This window comes from Mycobacterium sp. (assembly GCF_032161845.1).
GTDB lineage: Bacteria > Actinomycetota > Actinomycetes > Mycobacteriales > Mycobacteriaceae > Mycobacterium.
Genome location: NZ_JAVRQA010000057.1, coordinates 1 through 21,099 on the forward strand (window position 1 = coordinate 1; position 21,099 = coordinate 21,099).

21 protein-coding genes and 1 pseudogene are annotated in these 21,099 nt (G+C 66.8%); 5 read left to right on the top strand and 17 right to left on the bottom strand.

What is annotated here, in order from left to right:
* Positions 1-587, top strand: a pseudogene (locus QOD90_RS03305) (NAD(P)/FAD-dependent oxidoreductase); the annotation flags it as partial.
* Here QOD90_RS03305 and QOD90_RS03310 read toward each other — a convergent pair.
* The 11 genes from QOD90_RS03310 to QOD90_RS03360 form a co-directional block, all read right to left on the bottom strand.
* Positions 527-955 (bottom strand): hypothetical protein, encoded by a 429-nt coding sequence (locus QOD90_RS03310; RefSeq protein WP_526346640.1) that lies wholly within the window; start codon positions 953-955, stop codon positions 527-529. The pseudogene QOD90_RS03305 and the gene QOD90_RS03310 sit on opposite strands and share 61 nt — an antisense overlap.
* A 44-nt stretch (positions 956-999) precedes the next feature.
* Positions 1,000-2,454 carry a purine-cytosine permease family protein gene (locus QOD90_RS03315; RefSeq protein WP_526346642.1) on the bottom strand — a complete coding sequence of 485 codons (1,455 nt, stop codon included), beginning with the start codon at positions 2,452-2,454 and terminating at the stop codon, positions 1,000-1,002.
* Positions 2,447-3,256, bottom strand: a complete 810-nt coding sequence (locus tag QOD90_RS03320) for a nitrilase-related carbon-nitrogen hydrolase (protein ID WP_526346644.1) — start codon at positions 3,254-3,256, stop codon at positions 2,447-2,449. Before QOD90_RS03320 ends, QOD90_RS03315 begins: the two co-directional genes overlap by 8 nt.
* Entirely contained in the window at positions 3,253-4,611 is a 1,359-nt protein-coding gene (gene hisD, locus QOD90_RS03325; RefSeq protein ID WP_526346646.1) for a histidinol dehydrogenase, read from the bottom strand. The genes QOD90_RS03320 and hisD overlap by 4 nt, the downstream gene beginning before the upstream one ends.
* A 66-nt stretch (positions 4,612-4,677) precedes the next feature.
* The gene (locus tag QOD90_RS03330) at positions 4,678-5,640 is read right to left on the bottom strand and encodes a LysR family transcriptional regulator (RefSeq protein WP_526346648.1); all 963 of its coding nucleotides are present in this window, start codon (positions 5,638-5,640) and stop codon (positions 4,678-4,680) included.
* A 26-nt stretch (positions 5,641-5,666) separates the two neighbouring features.
* Positions 5,667-7,514 carry an ABC transporter ATP-binding protein gene (locus QOD90_RS03335; protein WP_526346650.1) on the bottom strand — a complete coding sequence of 616 codons (1,848 nt, stop codon included), beginning with the start codon at positions 7,512-7,514 and terminating at the stop codon, positions 5,667-5,669.
* The gene (locus QOD90_RS03340) at positions 7,511-9,430 is read right to left on the bottom strand and encodes an ABC transporter ATP-binding protein (protein ID WP_526346652.1); all 1,920 of its coding nucleotides are present in this window, start codon (positions 9,428-9,430) and stop codon (positions 7,511-7,513) included. The genes QOD90_RS03335 and QOD90_RS03340 overlap by 4 nt, the downstream gene beginning before the upstream one ends.
* A gap of 59 nt (positions 9,431-9,489) precedes the next feature.
* Positions 9,490-11,376, bottom strand: coding sequence for an ABC transporter ATP-binding protein (locus QOD90_RS03345; RefSeq protein ID WP_526346654.1), 1,887 nt, complete (start codon positions 11,374-11,376; stop codon positions 9,490-9,492).
* 95 nt (positions 11,377-11,471) lie between these two features.
* Positions 11,472-12,017, bottom strand: coding sequence for a chromate transporter (locus QOD90_RS03350; protein ID WP_526346656.1), 546 nt, complete (start codon positions 12,015-12,017; stop codon positions 11,472-11,474).
* Entirely contained in the window at positions 12,014-12,586 is a 573-nt protein-coding gene (locus QOD90_RS03355; RefSeq protein ID WP_526346658.1) for a chromate transporter, read from the bottom strand. The genes QOD90_RS03350 and QOD90_RS03355 overlap by 4 nt, the downstream gene beginning before the upstream one ends.
* Positions 12,579-13,568 (bottom strand): phospholipase D-like domain-containing protein, encoded by a 990-nt coding sequence (locus QOD90_RS03360; protein WP_526346660.1) that lies wholly within the window; start codon positions 13,566-13,568, stop codon positions 12,579-12,581. Before QOD90_RS03360 ends, QOD90_RS03355 begins: the two co-directional genes overlap by 8 nt.
* Positions 13,569-13,656: 88 nt before the next feature.
* Here QOD90_RS03360 and QOD90_RS03365 point away from each other — a divergent pair, with 88 nt between their 5' ends.
* Together QOD90_RS03365 and QOD90_RS03370 are read left to right on the top strand one after the other, a co-directional pair.
* Positions 13,657-14,358, top strand: coding sequence for a response regulator transcription factor (locus tag QOD90_RS03365; RefSeq protein ID WP_526346662.1), 702 nt, complete (start codon positions 13,657-13,659; stop codon positions 14,356-14,358).
* 3 nt (positions 14,359-14,361) lie between these two features.
* Positions 14,362-15,705, top strand: coding sequence for a HAMP domain-containing sensor histidine kinase (locus QOD90_RS03370; protein ID WP_526346664.1), 1,344 nt, complete (start codon positions 14,362-14,364; stop codon positions 15,703-15,705).
* Between the two features lie 17 nt (positions 15,706-15,722).
* On the opposite strand, the gene arfC is transcribed toward QOD90_RS03370, so the two are convergent.
* Genes arfC through QOD90_RS03390 form a run of 4 tightly spaced genes read right to left on the bottom strand, consistent with a single transcriptional unit; the run spans position 15,723 to position 17,366 of the window.
* On the bottom strand, positions 15,723-15,842 hold the full coding sequence (gene arfC, locus QOD90_RS03375; protein ID WP_526346666.1) for a channel accessory protein ArfC: 120 nt from the start codon (positions 15,840-15,842) through the stop codon (positions 15,723-15,725).
* A complete protein-coding gene (arfB, locus tag QOD90_RS03380; protein ID WP_526346668.1) occupies positions 15,839-15,994 on the bottom strand; it encodes a channel accessory protein ArfB in 156 nt (51 codons plus the stop codon). The genes arfC and arfB overlap by 4 nt, the downstream gene beginning before the upstream one ends.
* A gap of 11 nt (positions 15,995-16,005) precedes the next feature.
* Positions 16,006-16,980: a channel-forming protein ArfA/OmpATb gene (arfA, locus tag QOD90_RS03385; protein ID WP_526346670.1), complete on the bottom strand. Its 975-nt coding sequence runs from the start codon at positions 16,978-16,980 to the stop codon at positions 16,006-16,008.
* Between the two features lie 23 nt (positions 16,981-17,003).
* Complete coding sequence (locus QOD90_RS03390; RefSeq protein WP_526346672.1) at positions 17,004-17,366, bottom strand: FKBP-type peptidyl-prolyl cis-trans isomerase; 363 nt, start codon at positions 17,364-17,366, stop codon at positions 17,004-17,006.
* Positions 17,367-17,397: 31 nt separating this feature from the next.
* Here QOD90_RS03390 and QOD90_RS03395 point away from each other — a divergent pair, with 31 nt between their 5' ends.
* Both QOD90_RS03395 and QOD90_RS03400 read left to right on the top strand, forming a co-directional pair.
* Entirely contained in the window at positions 17,398-17,646 is a 249-nt protein-coding gene (locus tag QOD90_RS03395) for a DUF2630 family protein (protein ID WP_526346674.1), read from the top strand.
* A 9-nt stretch (positions 17,647-17,655) separates the two neighbouring features.
* Positions 17,656-19,233: a phytoene desaturase family protein gene (locus QOD90_RS03400; protein ID WP_526346676.1), complete on the top strand. Its 1,578-nt coding sequence runs from the start codon at positions 17,656-17,658 to the stop codon at positions 19,231-19,233.
* Positions 19,234-19,238: 5 nt separating this feature from the next.
* Here the strand turns inward: QOD90_RS03400 and QOD90_RS03405 are convergent, their stop codons facing one another.
* Both QOD90_RS03405 and QOD90_RS03410 read right to left on the bottom strand, forming a co-directional pair.
* Positions 19,239-19,658 carry a MarR family winged helix-turn-helix transcriptional regulator gene (locus tag QOD90_RS03405; protein WP_526346678.1) on the bottom strand — a complete coding sequence of 140 codons (420 nt, stop codon included), beginning with the start codon at positions 19,656-19,658 and terminating at the stop codon, positions 19,239-19,241.
* Positions 19,648-21,084 (bottom strand): MFS transporter, encoded by a 1,437-nt coding sequence (locus tag QOD90_RS03410; protein ID WP_526346692.1) that lies wholly within the window; start codon positions 21,082-21,084, stop codon positions 19,648-19,650. The genes QOD90_RS03405 and QOD90_RS03410 overlap by 11 nt, the downstream gene beginning before the upstream one ends.
* Positions 21,085-21,099: the final 15 nt, after the last annotated feature.

A 21,099-nucleotide genomic window follows, 5' to 3' on the forward strand; every position in this document is an offset into this window, starting at 1 on the left:
TGCTGCGCATCGACGAGGCGGTGCAGCCATCGATGTACCGGTGCGCGATCGTGTCGCACGGAGAGCTCGAACGGTTGCGACTGATCGACGACGTCGTCCGGCTGGGCCACGTCGTCGCACTCGAGCCGGGCCGAATCGTGCTCGACGCAGGCACGATCGATACGGACCCGTCGGCGCTGCACGTCGACTGCACCGGAGACGGTATCGGCCATCGGGAGGCGACCCCGGTCTTCGCATCCGACCGCATCACGTTGCAGTCGGTGCGCACCTGCCAACCGACGTTCAGCGCGGCCGTCACAGCCCGCATCGAGGCGATGGACCTGGACGACGCCACCAAGAACGACTACTGCTGGCCGGTGCCTCACCCGACGAAACCGCTCGACTGGATCACCATGACGATCGAGTTCAACCACAACCAGTTGCGCTGGTTCGAGGATCCCGAACTGATGTCCTGGCTCAACGGTGCCCGACTGAACGCCGCGAGCCACATGCAGGCCGGCGACACCGACGCGCGGGACGTGCTGGCTCAGATCGCGCCGCGGTTGCGGGCCGCCACCGACAAGCTCGAGGCCCTGCTGCGCGTCTGAGCCCACAGCACGACTGTCGCGATGACCGCCTCGATGACCGAGATCGTGGTCGCCACGACCATCAACGTCGACATGGACGAGACCGGGCCAATCGTGACCGCCTGCCCGTGGTGGTGCTCCGGCATCGACCAGTGCACGGCGACCATGGCCAGATTCATTACGGCGACGATGCACCAGACCCGCGGCGAACCCGCCGTCCACAGTTCCTTCGCGCAGTACAGGCAGGCCACCGCCATGCCGACGACGAGGACGGCGACCACCGCATTGCCCGCATCACCGACCATCGCCCCGTGCAGGACGGCCGAGGTCGCCGCCAGCACGGCGCACGCCCGCCGCCCAAGGACTGCTGACGAGCGGCGCGTGGGCATCCGTCAACTCTGTCACCGAGACGACGCCGCTGCCACCGGAAACGTCAGGTCTCCACCGGTGCGACGCGGCCTCCGAAGCTCACCGCTTCGATGCCGTGATCGCGGGAATCGGCTTCAGCCGTCGCGATCTCGGCGTCGAGATCCAATGAGCGCGCCATCACCACATAGGCAACCGCAGATGCGAACAGCCCGACGAACAACGCGATGTCGACACTGCCCATGGCCGCTGCGACCGGTCCCGTGTACCAGACCGTCACCACGAAGGGGATCATCGCGACGATGCCCACCAGGTATGCGATCAGACCCCGCCAGCCCCACGTGCCGTACACGCCGCCGCGAGGGACGAAGATCTCCCGCACCGCATAGTGTCCGCGCCGCACGAAGTAGTAATCCACCAGGTTGACCGACGTCCACGGCACCAGCAGATACAGCAGCACCACTAGGAAACTTCCGAAGTTCGCCAGGAACTCACCGCTAGAGAAAACCGCGCCGAGGAGCCCTGCCGCGGCGACCACGGTGCAGGAAGCCACCCGCAGTCGACGGGTCGGGCGGATGGCGCGAAAGGAATCCAGCATCGTGATCAACTCGAGTGACGCGGCGTAGATGTTGACGGTGATCACGGTGATCAACCCGGGCAGCGCAGCGACCAGAAGCCAGGTTCCCGAACCCGCCACGATGCCGTCCGCCGCCTGCCGCACCGCGTCAAGCGGCGAGGCTCCTGCGAACAGCGCGGCAACGAGAGCGCCCAGCGCCATCAGCCATGCGGCGCCGACGAATACGCCTGTGTACGTGTAGAACAGCGCCTTGCGCGGGCTGGTCTCAGGCGGCAGATAGCGGGAGTAGTCCGACACGTACGGAGCCCAGCCGAGGGCGTAGGCGGCGGCCGCACCGAACTGGACGAGAAACGCTGCCCACGTGAATTGTCCGAGTCCCAGTTGACCATCGGGGATCTCAGACCAGATCAAGGCGGCGACGGTGAACACACCGAACGTCGCCAGGAACACCCACGTCAGCCAGGTCTGGAAACGGTGGATCCAGTGATACCCGTAGATGGCCAGCGCCAGCGCCAGACCCGTGATGGCGACGAACCACAGGTCGGGCAGTTCGGCGCCCGTGGTCAACGTCAGCACGTCGGCCGCCAGGATTTGATTGAAGACGTTGAAGCCGACGATGCTGAACACGACGACGGCGCAGATGACGACCACACCGCGATAGCCGAACTGGGCGCGGGACTGGATCATCTGCGGCAACCCCAACTGCGGTCCCTGAGCGGAGTGGAACGCCGTGAAGATCGTTCCGACCGCGGCTCCGGACAGGATCGCGAGCAGCGACGTCAACAGCGATGCGCCGAGCGCCGCCCCGACCATGCCCGTCGCCAGCGTCGTCAGGTTCGCATTCGACATGAACCACAGCGGGAACAGGGTCGACGGCTTGCCCTTGCGTTCATCCAACGGGACCCAGTCGATGGACTTCGACTCGATCGCGGGTGTGTCAGACATGAATACCTCCATAGAGTTCTGGACGCCGGTCCGCGAACAGATCATTGTGAGCGCCAAGGGATTTGTCCCCGGACAGGTCGAGAACCGTCGTAGCCGTTCCACCATCGTCCGGTGTCGCGCAGATCCAGCCGTCCGCCGAGACGACGGCCGTGCCGCCCGTCCACTCGACCCCGCGTTCGACACCGTGCCGGTCCGCGATCACCGTCGCCAACCGGGAGGTCCTGGCAGCGGCCATCGCCTGGATCGTCTCCGGCGGATGCTCGCCGATGGGTCGCGGCACCATTGGCCAGTTCACTGGAAGCGCCAAGACTTCGGCGCCGGCGAGCGCCAAACGCCTTGTCAGTTCGGGAAACTCATTGTCGTAACAGATGGCGACGCCAAGCCGGCCGACGGGCGTGTCGAATACCGCGCCTGCCTCGGCGCCAGGGACGAACACGTCGTGTTCGGCATCCCACAGGTGCGCCTTTCGGTAGCAGCCCAGCACTCCGCCGTGACCTATGACGAGCGCCGAGTTGAACAGTCGGTCACCATCGATCTCGCAGAATCCGACGACGGCCACCGCGTCTGCGGATAGGAAAGCCGCCAGCGATGCGAGTCTCGGGTCGTCGGCCCGCATCGCCAGCGAACGCGCCTCGGCCGCACCGTCGAAGACGTACCCGCTGGTGGCCAATTCGGGAAGCACGATGAGGTGCGGGCCGGGCTCCCGCCTGCTGAGGACGCGTTCGATCGCCGTCAGGTTCGCCGTCACGTCACCGATTTCGATGGCCAGGCTGACGGCCGAGACCCGCAGTCGCCGACTCATCGGCGGCGATTGACTGCGGGTGTGCCGTCGAAAGCGCCTGAGTGGCGCCCGATCTCGTCGATGCGAATGGTGGCGGTGGCCTCGTGTGCCGCCAGACCCTCGAAGGCCGAGATTCGTTCGACGGCAGGCGCCAGCGCTGCCGTCGCCTCGCGCTGGACGCGCTGATAGGTCAGCGGCTTGAGAAAGCGCGACACCGAGAGGCCCGCGTTGTAGCGGGCGGTCTTCCCGGTCGGCAGAACGTGATTGGGTCCCGCAATACCCTTGTCGGAGTATGCGACCGTGCTCCACCGCCCGAGGAACAGCGAGCCGTAGTTGCGCAGTTCCTTGAGGAAGTAGTCGTCGTCCTCGGTCTGTACCTCGAGGTGTTCGGGGCCGAGGACATCGGCGATCGCGGCCGCCTGGCCACGGTCACTGGCGACCACCACCGACCCGTAGTCGCGCCACGCCGCACCGGCGACGTCGCGGGTGGCGAGAACCTCGAGCTGCCGGTCGATGGCTTCGATCACCCTGCGTCCCAATGACTCCGACGTGGTGATCAAGGCGGCGGGCGAATTGGGCCCGTGCTCCGCCTGACCGAGGAGGTCGGCGGCGACCCATTCCGGGTCGGCAGTCTCGTCGGCCAGCACCGCGACTTCGGATGGACCTGCCAACAGGTCGATGCCGACCCGGCCGAAGAGTTGGCGCTTCGCCTCGGTGACGAACGCGTTGCCCGCACCGACGAGCATGTCCACGGGCGCGTCGTCCAAGAGACCGAAGGCCATCGCGCCCAACGCCTGGACCCCGCCGATGGCGAACACCCGGTCGGCCCGCGACAGAAGGGCACCGTAGAGAACGGCGGGGTGGGCACCGTGCTCCCCCGACGGGGGCGTGCACGCGAGCACTGTTGGCACGCCTGCGGCCTTTGCCACCCCGACGGTCATGAATGCACTTGCCAGCAGCGGGAATCGGCCGGCGGGCAGGTACGCGCCGACCCTCGTCACGGGGATGTACTGCACTCCGTTCACGACGCCGGGTGCTACCTCGACCTCGAAGTCCGAGAGGTGCGCGCGCTGCGCGGTGGCGAAGCGATTGGTGCGGTCGTAGCCAAGCTCCAGTGCTGCCCTGACATCTGCAGGGAGGGCGTCGCCGCTCTTGCGAAGCTCGGAGGCGGAGACCTCGATGTCGCCGCTCCACCCGTCGAGGTCCTTGGCATAGGCCCTTACGGCGTCGAGTCCGTCGCGTTCGATGTGCGCAAGCATCTCCGACACCCGTTCGACGACGCGGGGGTCCCGTTGCGCGGGCGGCCCGTCGATGGCGGGCTTCTTCAGCCAGGTGAACGGTCCGAGGGCGCGGGCTTCGTCTGCGGTGATCTGCATGGTCAGGGACGGTAGGCGGATTTTCACCAAAGGACTAGATGGGCAATTCCTTCGAAAGCCACAGGATTATCCGATATGGCGCCTTGAGATCTGGGGGACGACGGAGTGCCCTCGCCCCGCCGCGGTGTCGAGCAGGGCCAACTCACGGATGGTGTCCTCTGCCAGTCGGGCGAACTCCCGGGTCGCGTTCGACAGCGGACGTCCCCGACGTTGCGCCAGGGCGATGGTGTCGTACAGCGGCTCGGCGAACGGCACGGTGTGCAGCCCCGAGGGAAAGACATTACTCTCGATGACCGCACCGCTGACGATCGTGTCGCCAACGCGTCCGGCCACCAACTTCAGGGCCGCCTCGACGTGCTCGATTTCGATCAGGGGTTCCAGCCGCAGGCCGGCGAGCTGAGCGCGCTCGGCGAGCTGCCGTCGGGTCGGGTCCTTCCAGCCGTAGTGCGCGTCGTAGAGCACCAGGTCCGTCGCGGCGAATTGTTGTATCGTGACCGGCTTTTCGGTGCGCGCCGGGTCGGCGCTCACGTAGAAGACCTCGTCTCGCAACAGCGGGCGAACGGTCAGACCCTCGTCGTCGATGGGCAGGATCAGAAGGCCCGCCTCGATCTCCCCTGCCTGAATCGCCGCTGCGGTTTCCGCCGAGTTCTGCCCGACGAGACGAACCCGCACCTCTGGGTACCGAGTGTGGAACGTCTGCACCAGGCTCGACAGCAGGTAATAGTCGGCGTTGCGCGGAACGCCGAACGTGGCGGTCCCGCCTCCCAGCGAGCCCACCGAGCGAACCGCCTGCGCACCCCCGTCGGCGGCGAGAACCGACTGCTGCGCGTACGGCAACAACTCCTCGCCCGCCGCGGTCAGGGTCAGCCTGCGGCTACCGCGGACGAATAGTTGAACGTTCAGTTCGTCTTCGAGGCGCCGCACCAACTCCGAGATCGAGGCCTGCGCCACCTGCAGCGCATCGGCGGCGGCCGTGAACGAGCCCAGCCGTTCGGCCTCGACGAACGCGCGGAGTTGGTTGAGCGTCACCGAACGAGCATAGGGAAACGCGGCGCTCAGGCCAGCGATTCGACCCAGGCCCGGTGCAGAGCGGCGTACCTACCGTCGCTGCGGATCAGCTCGTCCGGCGGCCCGTCCTCGACGATGCGGCCATGTTCGAGCACCAGGACGCGGTCGGCGATCTGAACCGTCGACAACCGGTGGGCGATCACCAACGCCGTCCGATCGGCCAGCACCGTGGCGAGCGCCCGCTGCACCAACCGCTCGCTGGGGACGTCGAGCGACGAGGTCGCCTCGTCGAGGATCACCACCGCCGGGTCGGCCAGGAAGGCGCGGGCGAACGCGATGAGCTGCCGCTGCCCGGCCGAAAGGCGACCCCCGCGTTTGGCGACGTCCGTCTCATACCCCTCGACCAGCGAGGCGATGAAGCGGTCCGCGCCAACGGCCGTCGCCGCGGCGCGCACTTCGGCGTCGGTCGCGTCGGGTCTGCCGAAGCGGATGTTCTCGGCGACCGTGCCCTCGAACATGAAGTTCTCCTGCGTCACCATCACGACGTGGCGACGCAGCTCGGCCTGGGCGACGTCCCGCAGGTCCACACCGTCGAGCGTGACCGACCCGGCCGTCGGGTCGTAGAACCGGGCGATGAGCTTCGCGATCGTCGTCTTGCCCGCACCCGTCGTACCGACCAACGCGACGGTCTGCCCCGCTGGCACGTTGAGATTGAGGCCGGGCAACACGGGACGTCCTGGCACATAAGAGAACTCGACGTCGCGGAATCCGACTGCGCCGTTCACGCGCGGCAGCTCCACGGGGTGTTCCGGGTCCCTGATTCCCGGCTGCGTGGTCAGCACCCCCGCGATCTTCTCCAGCGCCGCGGCCGCCGACTGGAAGGTGTTGAAGAACTGCGAGATCTCCTGCATCGGTTCGAAGAAGATGCGCAGATAGAGCAGGAACGCCGTCAACGTGCCGATCGTCATCTCGCCGTGCAGCACCCGGTAACCGCCGTAGACCAACACCAGGCCGGTGGTGATGTTGCCGACCAGTCGAACGCCAGGCATGAAGATGGCGAGCAGTTTGAACGCCCGCTCGTTGATCGACTTGTACTCGTCGGCAACGTCTTCGAAGATCTCCTGGTTGCGAGGCTCCCTGCGGTAGGCCTGCACTGCCTTGATGCCGGTCATCGTCTCGACGAACTGCACGATCACCAGGGCCGCGCTTTCGCGCACCAACTTGTAGGTCTTCGACGACTCCCTGCGGAACCACCACACCAGAATCACCAGGATGGGGAACGCGCCAAGGCACAACAGCCCGAGCCTGACGTCGAGGACGATCAGCAGGACCGACGTCCCGAGCAGGGTCAGGACCGCGGTGATCAGCCCGTCGAAGCCGGTCTGCAACATGTCCTGGATGGCCTCGACGTCGTTGGTCGACCGGGCCACGACGCGACCGGAGGTGTAGCGGTCGTGGAAGGCCACGTCGAGCCGCTGAAAGTGCCGGAAGATCCTGCGGCGCAACTCCAATAGCACGTTCTGGCCGATGCGTCCGGAGCGCCGCAGGAAGAACATCCGGCTGGTGGCCTGAACCAGCACGACCCCACCCAGCGCACCGACGATGACGAGCAGTTCGCGCGACGATCCGCCGTCGACGATCGGCGGGATGCCCTTGTCGATGCCGCGTTGCACCAGCAGGGGCACCGACAACCTGGCGGCGTTCTCGACGACGACGACGATCGCCAGCAGTGCGACGGCCTTCGCGTACGGCCGCAACAGCGCACCGAGAAGGGTGCGCGCCTCGCGGCGCCGAGACAAAGATTCGTCGATCGGCAGATCGTCGTCCTGCGCGGTGATCGCCTGGCCGCGCCAGTCCGTCCCCGTTCCCGTGCTCCCCGTTCTCGTACTCGTCATCGTCGCTCCGCGGCTTCCCGCTCGCGGACGTCCGCGCGATCCTGCGCCGCTGCCCGCTCGAGGTACTGACGATCGAGCCTGCTGCGGTCCTCGTCGTCCTCCCAGTCGCAGGCGCGCTCGGATCCATCGTCGAGTTCGTCGTCGGCAGCCAGCAGATAGCGGTACTCGGGCGCATCGGCCAGCAGTTCGGAGTGGGTTCCGACGCGCGTGATGGTCCCGTTCTCCAGCAACGCGACGCGGTCGGCGAGCAGCACCGTCGACGCCCGGTTGGCGACGACGATGCCGGTGACCGAGGCCAGCACGCGCCGCAGCGCCTCGGTGACGACGGCCTCGGTGTGCACGTCGAGCGCGGACAACGTGTCGTCGAGAACCAGGATCGACGGCGCGGCCAGCAGCGCCCGCGCTAGCGAAAGTCGTTGGCGCTGACCACCGGACAGGCTCATGCCCTGTTCGCCGATGCGGGTGTCGAGACCGAACGGCAGGTCGTAGACGAATTGGGCGGCAGCCACCTCGACGGCTTCGGCCAACTGGTGTTCCGTCGCATCCGGCCTGCCGAGCCTGAGATTCTCGGCGACGGACATCGAGAACAGCGTGGGGTCCTCGAATGCGGTGGCCACCGCGGCCCGCAGCGCGGGAAGGGACAGCTCGCGGATGTCGCGACCATCGATGCGCACCGATCCCTCGGTCACGTCGTAGAGCCGCGACAGCAAGGTGGTGAGCACCGTCTTGCCAGAACCCGTCGCGCCGACCAGGGCGATGGTCTCCCCCGGCTCGACGGTGAGATCGACGTGGCGGAGGGCCCAGTCCTCGCTGTCCGCGAAGCGAAATCCCACGTCGACGAGTTCGAGTCGACCACCGCGCGGCGCGTCGGCACGGGGGCCGTCGGCGATGTCCAGCGGCGCATCGAAGATCTCGGCAACGCGGTTGGCCGCCGTCATCGACTCCTGGGTCATCGACAGCAGGAAACCCAGTGAGGCGATCGGCCACACCAGCGACAGCATCATCGTGATGAACGCGACCAGCGTGCCCATGGTCACCAGGCCGTGGCCCGCGGCGTACGCACCGAGCCCAAGCACGACGATCAGGCTGCCGCTCGGGATCGCCTCGAGCAGCGTCCAGAACCTCGCCGACACCGACACCTTCTGCACCTCGGTGTCGTACAGCGCCGTGGCCCGCTCGTCGAACCGCCGGAACGCGTACTCCTCACGCCCGAACGCCTTGACGACCCGCAGCCCGAGCGCCTGCTCCTCGACGTGGGTGGCGACGTTGCCGGACTGATCCTGGGCGGCGCGCGACAGCCGGGTGAACTGCCGCTGGAAGTGCAGCACCGTCGCGGTGATCGGCACGATCGACACCACCACGACGACACCGAGCGGCCAATACATCGCGAGCAGGATGCCCGTCACGACGATGATCTGAATGACGTTGAGCACCAAGAAGAGCAGCCCGAAGGACAGAAACTGACGCACGGTGCTGAGGTCGTTCATCACCCGCGACAGCAACTGACCGGACTGCCAGTTGCCGTGGAATGACATCGGCAGGACCTGCAGTCGCGCATAGAGGTCCTTGCGGATGTCGGCCTCGACGCCCATGGTCGCGCGGCTGACCAGCCAGCGGCGGATGAACCACAGGACCGCTTCGGAGATCAGTACCGCGGTGGCCGCGGCGCCGAGCACCCACAAGCCCTGCTGGTCCTGATGTCGAACCGGCCCATCGATGACGGCCTTCGTCATCAACGGGATGGCGACGGTCGCGGCAAGGCTGATGAGCGCCGCGACGAACATCGCGATCCACCTGACCCGGTACGGCTTCAGGTAGGGCAGCAGGCGAAGCAGATCCGACGACGACCGGATCCGCTGCGGCGGCCTGGCGATCGCAGGCACCGAACGGAGTCCCGCACGGTCCTGCGCACGCATCGAGCCACCCTCTTCCGTGCTTGAAATGATCCCACGCCGAGCAACCGAATTTCCGCCCGTCACGCCACGACCTTGGGCCTGTCCTCGCCGAATTGCGTCTCGTAGAGCTCGGTGTAGCGGCCGCGCCTGGCAAGCAGTTTCGCGTGGGTGCCGCGTTCGACGATGCGTCCATCCTCGACGACGAGGATCAGATCGGCAGCGCGGATGGTCGACAACCGGTGCGCGATCACGATCGAGGTGCGGCCCGCCAGCGCTTCGGCGAGGGCTTGTTGGACGGCGGCTTCGGACTCCGAGTCCAGCGACGCGGTCGCCTCGTCGAGGACGACGACGCGCGAACTGCCGAGCAGCAGCCGGGCAATGGTCAACCGTTGCCGCTGCCCACCCGAGAGCCGGTAGCCGCGTTCGCCGACCACGGTGTCGAGACCGTCGGGCATCGCGGCCACCACGTCGGCCAGACGCGCCCGCCCCAGCGCCTCCCAAAGTTCGTCGTCGGTGGCACGAGGGGCGGCCAGAACCAGGTTGGCACGGATCGACTCGTGGAACAGATGACCGTCCTGGGTGACGACGCCGACGGTGTCCTTCAACGACGCGAACGTCACGTCGCGTACGTCGACGCCCGCCAGCCGCACGGCGCCGGAGTCGACGTCGTACAGGCGGGCCACCAGGGACGCCATCGTCGACTTGCCCGCGCCGGAGGAACCCACCAGCGCGATCATCTGCCCCGGCTCGGCCGTGAACGAGATGCCATGCAGCACTTCGTCTCCCCCACGCTCGTCCAACACCGCGACCTCCTCCAACGAGGCCAGGGATACCTTGTCCGCCGACGGATAGGCGAACCGCACGTCGTCGAACTCCACGCCGACGGGGCCGTCCGGCACGGCGACGGCGTCGTCCTTCTCCTCGATCAGGGGGACCAGGTCGAGCACCTCGAACACCCGCTCGAAACTCACCAACGCACTGGCGACTTCGACGTGCGCGTTGGCCAGCGCCGTCAACGGTGCGTAGAGCCGGGTCAGCAGCAGCGCCAGCGAGACGATGGCGCCCGCCTGCAGATGCCCGCCGATCGCGAGCACGCCGCCGAGGCCGTAAACCAGGGCCAGCGCCAGCGCCGACATCAAGGTCAGCGAATTCATGAAGGTGGCCTGCAGCATCGAGGTCTTCACGCCGATGTCGCGGACCCGGCTCGCGCGTGACGCGAACTCGTCGGACTCCCGCGACGGATCACCGAACAGTTTGACCAAGGTGGCACCGGGCGCCGAGAACCGCTCGATCATCTGGGTGTTCATCGTCGCGTTGTAGATCGCACTCTCGCGACTCAGCGCAGCCATCGTGCGACCGATCCGGCGCGCGGGCAGCAGGAACAGCGGCGTCAGAACCAGCGAAAGCACGGTGATCTGCCAAGAGATGCTGAGCATCACGCCAAGCGTCAACGCGAGCGTGACGACGTTCGACACCACGCCGGAGAGGGTGTCGGAGAACGCCCGCTGGGCACCGATCACGTCGTTACCGAGACGGCTGACCAACGCGCCGGTCCTGGTCCTGGTGAAGAACGCGACCGGCATTCGCTGAACGTGGTCGAACACGGACGTCCGCAAGTCCAGGATCAGGCCCTCGCCGATGGTCGAGGACAGCCAGCGGGTCAGCATCCCGACCGCGGTCTCGGCGAGCGCCACGACCGCGATCACGGACGCGATGAGCACGACCGTGCCCGGTTGCCCGCCGTGGACGATCGCATCGACGACGCGCCCAGCCAGCACGGGTGTCGACACGGCAAGCAGTGCACCGACGACGCTGACGGCGACGAATCCGCCGAGTCGGCGGTGATGTCGTGCCGAGAATCGCCAAACCCGCTTCAGCAAGGCTCGGTTGGCCAGCGCGCGGAGGTCGCCCCCGCGCGCTGACTTCTGCCGGTACAAGGCCCGGCTGGCCGCGTATTCCATGCTCATGTCATCACCGTAAAACCTCAACAAATGATGAGGTCAATTCACTCCCCGCGCGTCGCTAACGTGATTTGTGCACGTTTACCCGCGGTGAGGAGATTTCAGACGATGCCGAAGTAGCCGATCACACCCGCAGCGGCGACCACGATCAGCGGATTGACCTTGGAGCGCACGAAGATCAGCGTGCACACCGCAGTCAGCAGGTACGCCCGCCAATCGTGGTCGGCAGAGCGGCTCATCACCAGCGAGGACGCCAGGATCAACCCGACCGTCAACGGGGCGAACCCCTTCTCCACCGCGATCCGCCACTTCGACTGCTCGGCCCGCTGCCAGAACAGCGTGATCGCATAGACCAGCGATGCGGCCGGAATCACCATCGCGGCGGTCGCGATGACGCCGCCGAGAATGCCGCCGAGCACTCCACCAACGGGCAATCCGGCGGCGTACCCGATCATGCCGACGATCAGGATGCTCGGCCCCGGCGCGGTCTGCGAGATGGAGAACAGGTCGGCGAATTGAGCGTTGCTCACCCAATGGTGCTGGTTGACCGCCCGCAGGTGCATTTCGGGCAACACCGCGTTGCCGCCGCCGATCGACATCAGCGACAACGAACCGAACAGGATGACGAGTTGCAGGTAGTTGTTCACGCGGTGACTTCACGCCGCCGGGGCCAGGCCCAGATCAAGGCGAGCGGCGCGACGATGCCAAGAACGCCGAGCAGCGGCCAGCGCAGCACGCCGTTGAGCACGAACGCCAAGCCGAACAGGGCCACCGGGACCACCCCGTTCAGGCACTTCTGTCCCGTCTTGATCACCATCGCCACCGTGAGCGCGACGGCAGCCGCCGACGCCCCGTGCAGCACGCCCTTGACGGCCGGCACCTCCTTGAACTGGAAGTACAGCCACGCCATGACGAGGACGATCGCCAACGGCATCAGGCACAGGCCGACGACCGCCGCGACCGCACCCGGCGCACCCCGCATCTTGGTGCCGACGAACACCGCCATGTTGACCTGGTTGGCCCCCGGTAGGATCCGGCACATCGTCATGGCGGACAGGAACTCCTCCTCGCCCAACCACTCCTTCTCGACTACCAGCACCTCGCGCGACCAGGCCGACAAGCCGCCACCGAACGATGCCAGCGCGATGTGGTTGAAGGTCAAGGCCAATGTCGCGAAGGAGACCCGCTCGGGTGCGGGGGCAGGCCCTTCACTCATGCACGAGTTCCGGGTCGTGCGGGAAGTCGTCCTCTTGATGGGTGGCGGGGTCGAGTGGGTCCGGCGGCGAGTACTGATGCGACAGCGCCCAGTCCTCCTCGAACACCGCCTTGAGCCGCGCGACGACAGCCGGTTCGGTGACGGTGATGCCGAGTTCTCGCCGTAGGTCGAACGCGCTGCGATCGATGTTCATCGAACCGACCAGGGCTCGCTCGTCGTCGACGATCAGCAGCTTGGCGTGCACCCTGAGGTTCTTCTGCTTGTGCACCTTGGCGCCGAACCGGCGCAGCGTGCGCAACGAGGCGAAGGTGTCGAGCACGTCCCCCTCGCTGATGCCGTGCCTTCCACCGCAAAGGACGTGCACCTTCACGCCCCTGCCAATCGCGTCCGCGATGCGATCGAGGATCACCGCGTCGACGAACTTGGGGTGCTGGATGTCGAGGCGATGGGTGGCGGAGTCGATGAATTGCGCCATGTGCCAACGCGAGTTGGAGTTGCTCCACAACAGTCCCTCGTAGACCGATGGCACCCAGTCGTCGTGATTCCAGTCGGCCTCGAAGACCTCGACGATCTGCGCGACGTGCACCGGATCGTCGATGATCACGCCGTAGTCCCTGGTCTGGGTGAAGTACTTGAGGCACATGTTGAACGTCGCGACCAGCGCCGTCTTCCCATCGACCACCATCGACTTCTCGTGCGTCACGTAGAACTTCGGATTGGCCCACTGGACATCGATGCCCGCGGCCGAGAATCGTTCGTAGGTTTCGTCGTTCGCCCTGTCACCGCCGGAACGGGCCGCGTTCAACATCACCCGGACGTCGACGCCCGCCCGCTTCCTCTCGAGGACGGCGTCGATGAGGCTCTCGTCGGTGAAGGTGAACTGTTTGATCAGTAGCGACGTCTGCGCCGATCCGATGAATTCGAGGACAGGACCCAGCCCATCGTCGGGTTGGACGATCAGGCGGGGGCCGTTCGGCTGCACGAGTGTCGAAGCTAGCACTCACACCACTTGTCCGCTCCGCGCCACGCGCCTACTGCATCGATGGTGTGGCATCAGGCAAGATGACCTCATGGACAGCACGCCAGCATCCCCCCGAGTACTCGTGGTGGACGACGACCCCGACGTGCTGGCCTCGTTGGAGCGCGGACTGCGACTGTCGGGCTTCGACGTGACGACCGCCGTCGACGGCGCCGAAGCGCTGCGCAGCGCCACCGAGACCCGCCCCGACGCGATCGTGCTCGACATCAACATGCCGATACTCGACGGCGTCAGCGTGGTCACCGCGTTGCGGGCGATGGACAACGACGTGCCGGTGTGCGTGCTGTCGGCGCGAAGTTCGGTCGACGACCGGGTGGCCGGCCTCGAGGCCGGGGCCGACGACTACCTCGTCAAACCCTTCGTGCTTGCCGAGCTGGTCGCCAGGGTCAAGGCACTTCTGCGGCGACGAGGCGCGACGGCGACGTTCTCCTCGGAGACCATCGCCGTCGGCCCCCTGGAAGTCGACATCCCCGGCCGTCGAGCCCGCGTCAACGGTGTCGACGTGGACCTGACCAAGCGGGAGTTCGACCTCCTGGCCGTGCTCGCCGAGCACAAGACCGCCGTGTTGTCCCGCGCTCAGCTGCTGGAGCTGGTGTGGGGGTACGACTTCGCCGCCGACACCAACGTCGTCGACGTGTTCATCGGCTACCTGCGCCGCAAGCTCGAGGCGGGTGGCGCATCCCGGCTGTTGCACACGGTCCGGGGCGTGGGGTTCGTCCTGCGGCAGCAGTAGGTAATGAACCTCCTGTCGCGCGTCTTCCGACGGACCCCGTCACTGCGGACGCGCGTGGCCTTCGCGACTGCCATCGCGGCCGCGATCGTGGTCGGCATCGTGGGCGCGATCGTGTGGATCGGGATCACCAACGACCGCAAGGAACGGCTCGACCGTCGACTCGACGAGGCAGCGGGGTTCGCGATCCCGTTCCTGCCCCGCGGCCTCGATCAAATCCCCAAGTCGCCCAACGACCAGGACGCCATCATCACGGTGCGCAACGACGGGAAGGTGACGTCCAACTCCGACGTCACGTTGCCGGAACTGCCCGCCGGATACGCCGACACGTCCATCGACGGCGTGCGATATCGCGTCCGCACCGTTGAGATCAGCAGCCTCCAGGGACCGATGACGGCCGCCGTCGGCGCCACCTACGACGCGACCATCGCCGATACCAACAACCTTCATCGCCGCGTCATCATCATCTGTTCGTTCGCCATCGGTGCGGCGGCCGTTGCGGGGTGGTTGCTCGCCGCCTTCGCGGTGCGACCGTTGAAACGCCTTGCGCAACAGACGCGTGCGATCGACGTGGGTGGAGAGGCACCCGACATCGACGTCCGTGGTGCCACCGAGGCAGTGGAGATCGCCGACGCCGTCAACGGCATGGTGCAACGCATCTGGGAAGAGCAGGACCGAACCAAGGCGGCGCTCGTCTCGTCGCGCGACTTCGCCGCCGTGACGTCGCACGAACTGCGCACCCCGTTGACGGCGATGCGCACCAATCTCGAAGTGCTCGCCACGCTGGACCTGGCCGAGGATCAGCGCAAGGAAGTGCTCAGCGACGTCATCCGGACCCAGACGCGCATCGAGTCGACCCTGTGGGCAATCGAAAGGCTGGCCCAGGGCGAACTTTCGACGTCCGACGACCACGTACCGGTCGACATCACCGAACTTCTCGATCGCGCCGCCCACGACGCGATGCGCGTCTACCCCGAACTCGACGTGTCGCTGGTGCCTGCCCCGACGGTGATCATCGTTGGCCTGCCCGCCGGACTGCGACTGGCCGTCGACAATGCGATCGCCAACGCCGTCAAGCACGGTGGCGCCTCGCGAGTCCAGCTGTCCGCGGTCAGTTCGCGTGCTGGCGTTGAGATCGCGATCGACGACGACGGCGTCGGCATCCCCGAGGAGGAACGCAAGATCGTGTTCGAGCGCTTCTCCCGTGGGTCGACGGCATCGCACTCCGGTTCCGGCCTCGGGCTGGCGCTGGTTGCACAGCAGGCCGAATTGCACGGCGGCACGGCGTCGTTGGAGGAGAGCCCGATGGGCGGCGTCCGGTTGCTGCTCTGCCTTCCCGGTCCGTCCTAGGGTTCCCGAGGGTAGAGCTATGGCTCTTCGTCGGCAGTGGCCGCAGATGGCACTTCGCGCGTGACCCGCCGCACGGTGAACGCACCGGTCAGCACCAAGCCGAGCACGAACGCCAGTGCCATCAGCCACGGGTTCACTCGCCCGCTCCGATCTCTTGGGAACCGGCTAGGTCGGCGACCGCCTCGTCCTCGCTGGTGTGCTTGATCGAGACGGCCGCGATCAGCCACGCGACGAGCGAGCCCAACAGAAACGCGAGGAGATACCACGCCCACTCGATGAAGAAGCCCATGTCACATCCCCTTAACCGACGGTGATCTCGACGCGGCGGTTCTGTGCACGCCCTGCCGGCGTGTCGTTGCCTGCCACCGGATTGGCGGCGCCTGCACCCCGCGACGTCACGTCGGCCTCGGCGAGGCCATCCGAAACGAGAGCATCCGCAACGGCTTTGGCGCGGTTCGCACTCAGCGGGACGTTGATCGCGTCGCCGCCGGTGCTGTCGGTGTATCCGACGACCGCCAACTTCACCCCTTGGCACGCCTTGACCTTGTCGGCCAGCTGGGCGACCAGCCGCGCCGAATCCGGCGCCAGGGTGAAGCCGTCGGTGGCGAACTCGATCGGTGTCTTCAGCAGTCCGGTGATGTCGGCCCGCAACGTCGCGCACGTTCCAGCGGGAGCGGGTGCCGTCGGGCTCGCACCCGCGGACCCGACTTGAATGTCGTTGACCACGATGACATTCGGCCACGTCGCCTTGGCAGCTGTCTCGGCTGCCGCCTTGGCTTCCGCGTTGCGCGCCGTCCCGGTCAACGTCACGGTGCTGCCGACGAGGTTCGCACCGAAACCCGGGACGTCAAGGGCGGCGCCGAACAGGGCGCCGAGGCCGGCGACCTCGGGAGCCTTGACGCCCGGCTTGACGGTGAGGTTGTCGACGATGTTCGCGCCAGGCATCGCCTGCCGGATCGTATCGGTCAGCTCCGTCTTGAGTGCATCGTTGGGCAGCTCACCGGTCAGGGTGAAACCCTTGCCAGTCCGCACGATTGACATCGCACCGAACTGACCGCCTGCCTCGGCGGGCGGTGTCGTCACCGGTGGTGGTGCGGTGGGGACGGTCAGCGTGGCCGACGGGTCGACGCTCGGCAACGCGATTTGGACGTCCTTGTCGGACCTGTCCGACGCACCCCACCCGATCAGGGCGAGCAGCAGGGGAACGGCGATCAAGGCCAGCAGCCATCCGATGCCGGGTCGACGCCGGTAATACTTCGAACCGGTACCCGACATGGGATCCCCCTCTCCTCGGAGACTTAGCGGGCGTCGAGGAGGTCGATCACGAAGATCAATGTCTTGCCGGACAGGCGATGCCCGGAGCCGGCAGGCCCGTACGCCTTTGCCGGTGGGATGACGAGTTTGCGGCGGCCGCCGACCCGCATCCCAGGAATTCCGTCCTGCCAGCCCTCGATCAGGCCGCGCAGCGGAAACTCGATGGACTCATTGCGGTTCCACGAACTGTCGAACTCCTCGCCGGTGTCGTACTCCACGCCGACGTAGTGCACGGTCACGGTGCCACCCGGCACCGCCTCCGCGCCGTCGCCAACGACGACGTCTTCGATCACGAGCTCGGCAGGCGCCGGACCGTCGGGAAATTCGATCTCGGGTTTAGTGGCCACGCTTCACACGGTAGTCGGGCAGACTGGACGGGTGGACACGGACTCCAGCATTCTCGCCCAAGTCAACGAACTGGTTGCCGAAGAGAAGGAACTGCGGGCCAAGCTTCGAGACCATCAGATCGACGAGACCGAAGAGCATCGTCGGCTCCGCCGCCTCGAGGTGCAGCTCGACCAGTGTTGGGATCTGCTGCGACAGCGCCGCGCGCTGCGCGAGGCGGGCCAGGATCCCGATCAGGCCAGCGTGCGTCCCGAGGGCGAAGTCGAGGGCTATCTGAACTGAGCCGGGCCCGTGACCTCCGAGAGCGATTACGACGCCGTCGTCGTTGGCGGAGGTCACAACGGCTTGGTCGCGGCTGGTTATCTCGCGAAGTCGGGCTTGCGGGTCGCGGTGCTCGAACGGCTCAACCACGTCGGCGGCGCGGCAGTCTCGGCACACTCGTTCGATGGCGTGGATGCCCGACTGTCGCGCTACTCCTATCTCGTCAGCCTGCTCCCCAAGACCATCACCGACGACCTCGGCGCCCGGATCCGGCTGGCGCGCCGCCGGTACTCGTCGTACACGCCAGATCCTGCCACCGGCGGCCGCACCGGGCTGTTGGTCGGCCCCGGCGGTGACTTCGGCTCCGTTGGAGCCGCCGGTGACGTGCCGGGTTACGACGCGTTCTACCGCCAATGCCGCGCGGTCACTCACCGGCTGTGGCCGACCCTGACGCAACCCCTCCGCACCCGGGCAGATGCACTCCGGCGCGTCCTCGCCGGCGGTGATCCCGAGGCACGCGCAGGTTGGCAGTCGATGGTTGAGCAACCCATCGGAACGGCCATCGTCGACGCGGTACGCAGCGACCTGGTCCGCGGCGTGATGGCAACGGACGCACTCATCGGCACCTTCGCAAGGACCGATGACGCGACGCTGATTCAGAACGTGTGCTTCCTGTACCACCTGCTTGGCAGCGGAACCGGCGAGTGGGACGTGCCCATCGGCGGGATGGGCGCCGTCAGCGGAGCACTGGCTGCCGCCGCGTGCGGCCACGGTGCTGAGATCATCACCGGGGCAGACGTTTACGTGATCGATCCCGAAGGGGCCGTGCACTACCGAGCAGGTGACGTCGAACGTGTCGCCCGGGCCCGGTTCGTCCTGTCCGGGGTGACGCCGACGGTGCTGGCCGGTCTTCTCGGTGACCCAGAGCCGCCCGGCGCGCCGGGCGCACAGGTCAAGGTCAACCTGATGCTGCGCCGATTGCCCCGGCTCCGCGACGACGGCGTCACCGCCGAGCAGGCCTTCGGAGGTACGTTCCACATCAACGAGACCCTCGGGCAATTGGACTCGGCCTACGACTCGGCGGCCTCTGGGCAGGTGCCCGACCCATTGCCGTGCGAGATCTACTGCCACTCGCTTACCGATCCCACCATTTTGTCCGACGAGCTGCGCCGGTCCGGTGCACAGACACTGACCGTCTTTGGTCTGCACACCCCCCATGCCCTCGCGGCGGCCGACCCCGAGACGATGCGCGGCTCGCTCACCGATGCGGTCCTGGAGTCACTGAACTCCGTTCTCGCCGAACCCATTCAAGACGTGCTCATGAACGACGTCCATGGCAGGCCGTGCATCGAGGCCAAGACCACCGCAGACCTCGAAGCAACACTGAACATGACGGCGGGGAACATCTTCCACGGCGCCCTACACTGGCCGTTCGCCGCCGACGACGAGCCGCTCGACAGTCCCGGGCAGCGGTGGGGGGTGGCCACCGCCCACGACCGAATATTCCTGTGCGGATCGGGTTCTCGGCGCGGTGGCGCCGTGTCCGGCATCGGGGGGCACAACGCCGCCATGGCGGTGCTGGAGAACTGGCGCGCTACCGGCGCCTGAGGCGGTCAGCCCGCGGACAGTTTGGCCAGAATCGCATCGAGCGCCCGCAGTTCCTCGGGGGTCAATGCAGCAAAGGGACCTGGCGCGGGGTCATCCACCCCTTCGATACTGGCGACGACGCGGCGGCCCTGTTCGGTCAACGAGATCACCTTGCACCTCCGGTTGCTCGGATGCGCTTCTCGCACAACCAGTCCGCGATCTTCCAGGTCGTTGACCGCGACACTGGTCGCGGGCGCATCCATGGTGGCGGACTCAGCAATCTCCTTGGCTGTCATCGACCTCTTGGCCAGTCTGCGCAGCACCCGGATTCGGCTGAAGGGCAGACCCGAGGTCTCGACGACGTCGCGCTTCCAGGTGTCGCGGTTGTCGAACACCACGGCGGCCATGGTGCGCCAGACGTCGTCGGCGAGCGGGTCACGCGACACTGACGCCAACCTTCGGAGCGGCGTTGCCTGCGATCAGCGGCGCGAGACGCTCGGCCGACCGAACCGCACGATCAGACGTCGCGAACAGTGCGAGCGCCGTGATGACGACCCCAAGTCCGATACACACGAACCACAGTGGCCGCGCCGCGGCCGCGAAGTCGGCTCCCGTTCGGGCGATGGCCGCCCCCGCGACCGAACCACACAGCGCCACCCCGATGCTGACGCCGACCTGGCGACTGGTCGACGTCACCGCCGACGCCGCGCCCGCCCGGTCCAGCGGCATGCCGCTGACCGCGGCGTTGGTGAGGGGGGCGTTGATCATCGAGAACCCGATGCCGAACACCGCGAAGACGACCAGTAGCGCCCACACCGGAGTGGTCGCGGTCAGGAACGTCAGCAGCACGGACGCGGTGGTGATCAGCACCCCAGCCGCAAGCAGCGACGGGCGGGCGCCGAACCGTCCGACCATCCGGCCCGAGATGGGCGAGAAGATCAGCGCGCCAATGGCAATCGGAAGATAGATGAGGCCGGTGTGCATGGCGGAGTAGCCGCGTTCGCCCTGCAGGTACAGCGACATCATGAAGAGGAACGCACCCCACGCGGAGAATGCGCACACCGCCGTCAACGTCGCGGACGCGAAGGGGATGCTTCGGAAGAAGCGAAGATCGAGGAACGGGTCGTGCCGACGCGCTTCGTACCGCAGGAAGGCAATGAAGGCCAGCAACGCGACGACGGCGATGACGACGACCCTCTGGTTGGCCCAGCCGAGGCCGGGTCCCTCGATGAGCGTGTAGACCACGCCGAACAGGAACACCACTGCAAGGGCCTGACCGATGGGATCGATGTTGCGCATCGTCTTCGACTTGTTCTCCGGCACGAAGATCGCGGTGAGGACGACGGCCAGGGCACAGATCGGCAGGTTGATCCAGAACACGGCGCGCCAGCTGACGAGCTCGATCAAGAAGCCACCGACGACCGGTCCGAGCGCCATCGAAATTCCGACGACGGCGCCCCAGAAGCCGAGCGCGCGCGCACGCTCCACCCGCTCGGTGAAGATCTGCGAAATGATCGACAGCGCAACTGGATTGAGCATCGAGCCGCCGACGGCCTGCAGAAACCGGGCGGCGATCAGCATCTCGATACTGGGCGCCAGGCTGCACAGCAGCGAACCGATGGCGAAGACGGTGAGTCCGATTTGGAAGACGCGCCTGCGACCGAAGCGGTCACCCGTCGCACCCGAGAGCATCAGCAGGGATGCCAGCACCAGCGTGTAGACGTCGAGGACCCACTGCAGTTGAGACGCGGACGCCCGCAGGTCGGTGCGGATGGCCGGGATGGCGACGTTGACGATCGTCATGTCCATCGACACGATCAGCAGGCTCAAGCAGCAGGACACCAAGATGATGGCCTTGCGCCGAGTCGTCAGCGTGTCGATGGTTGT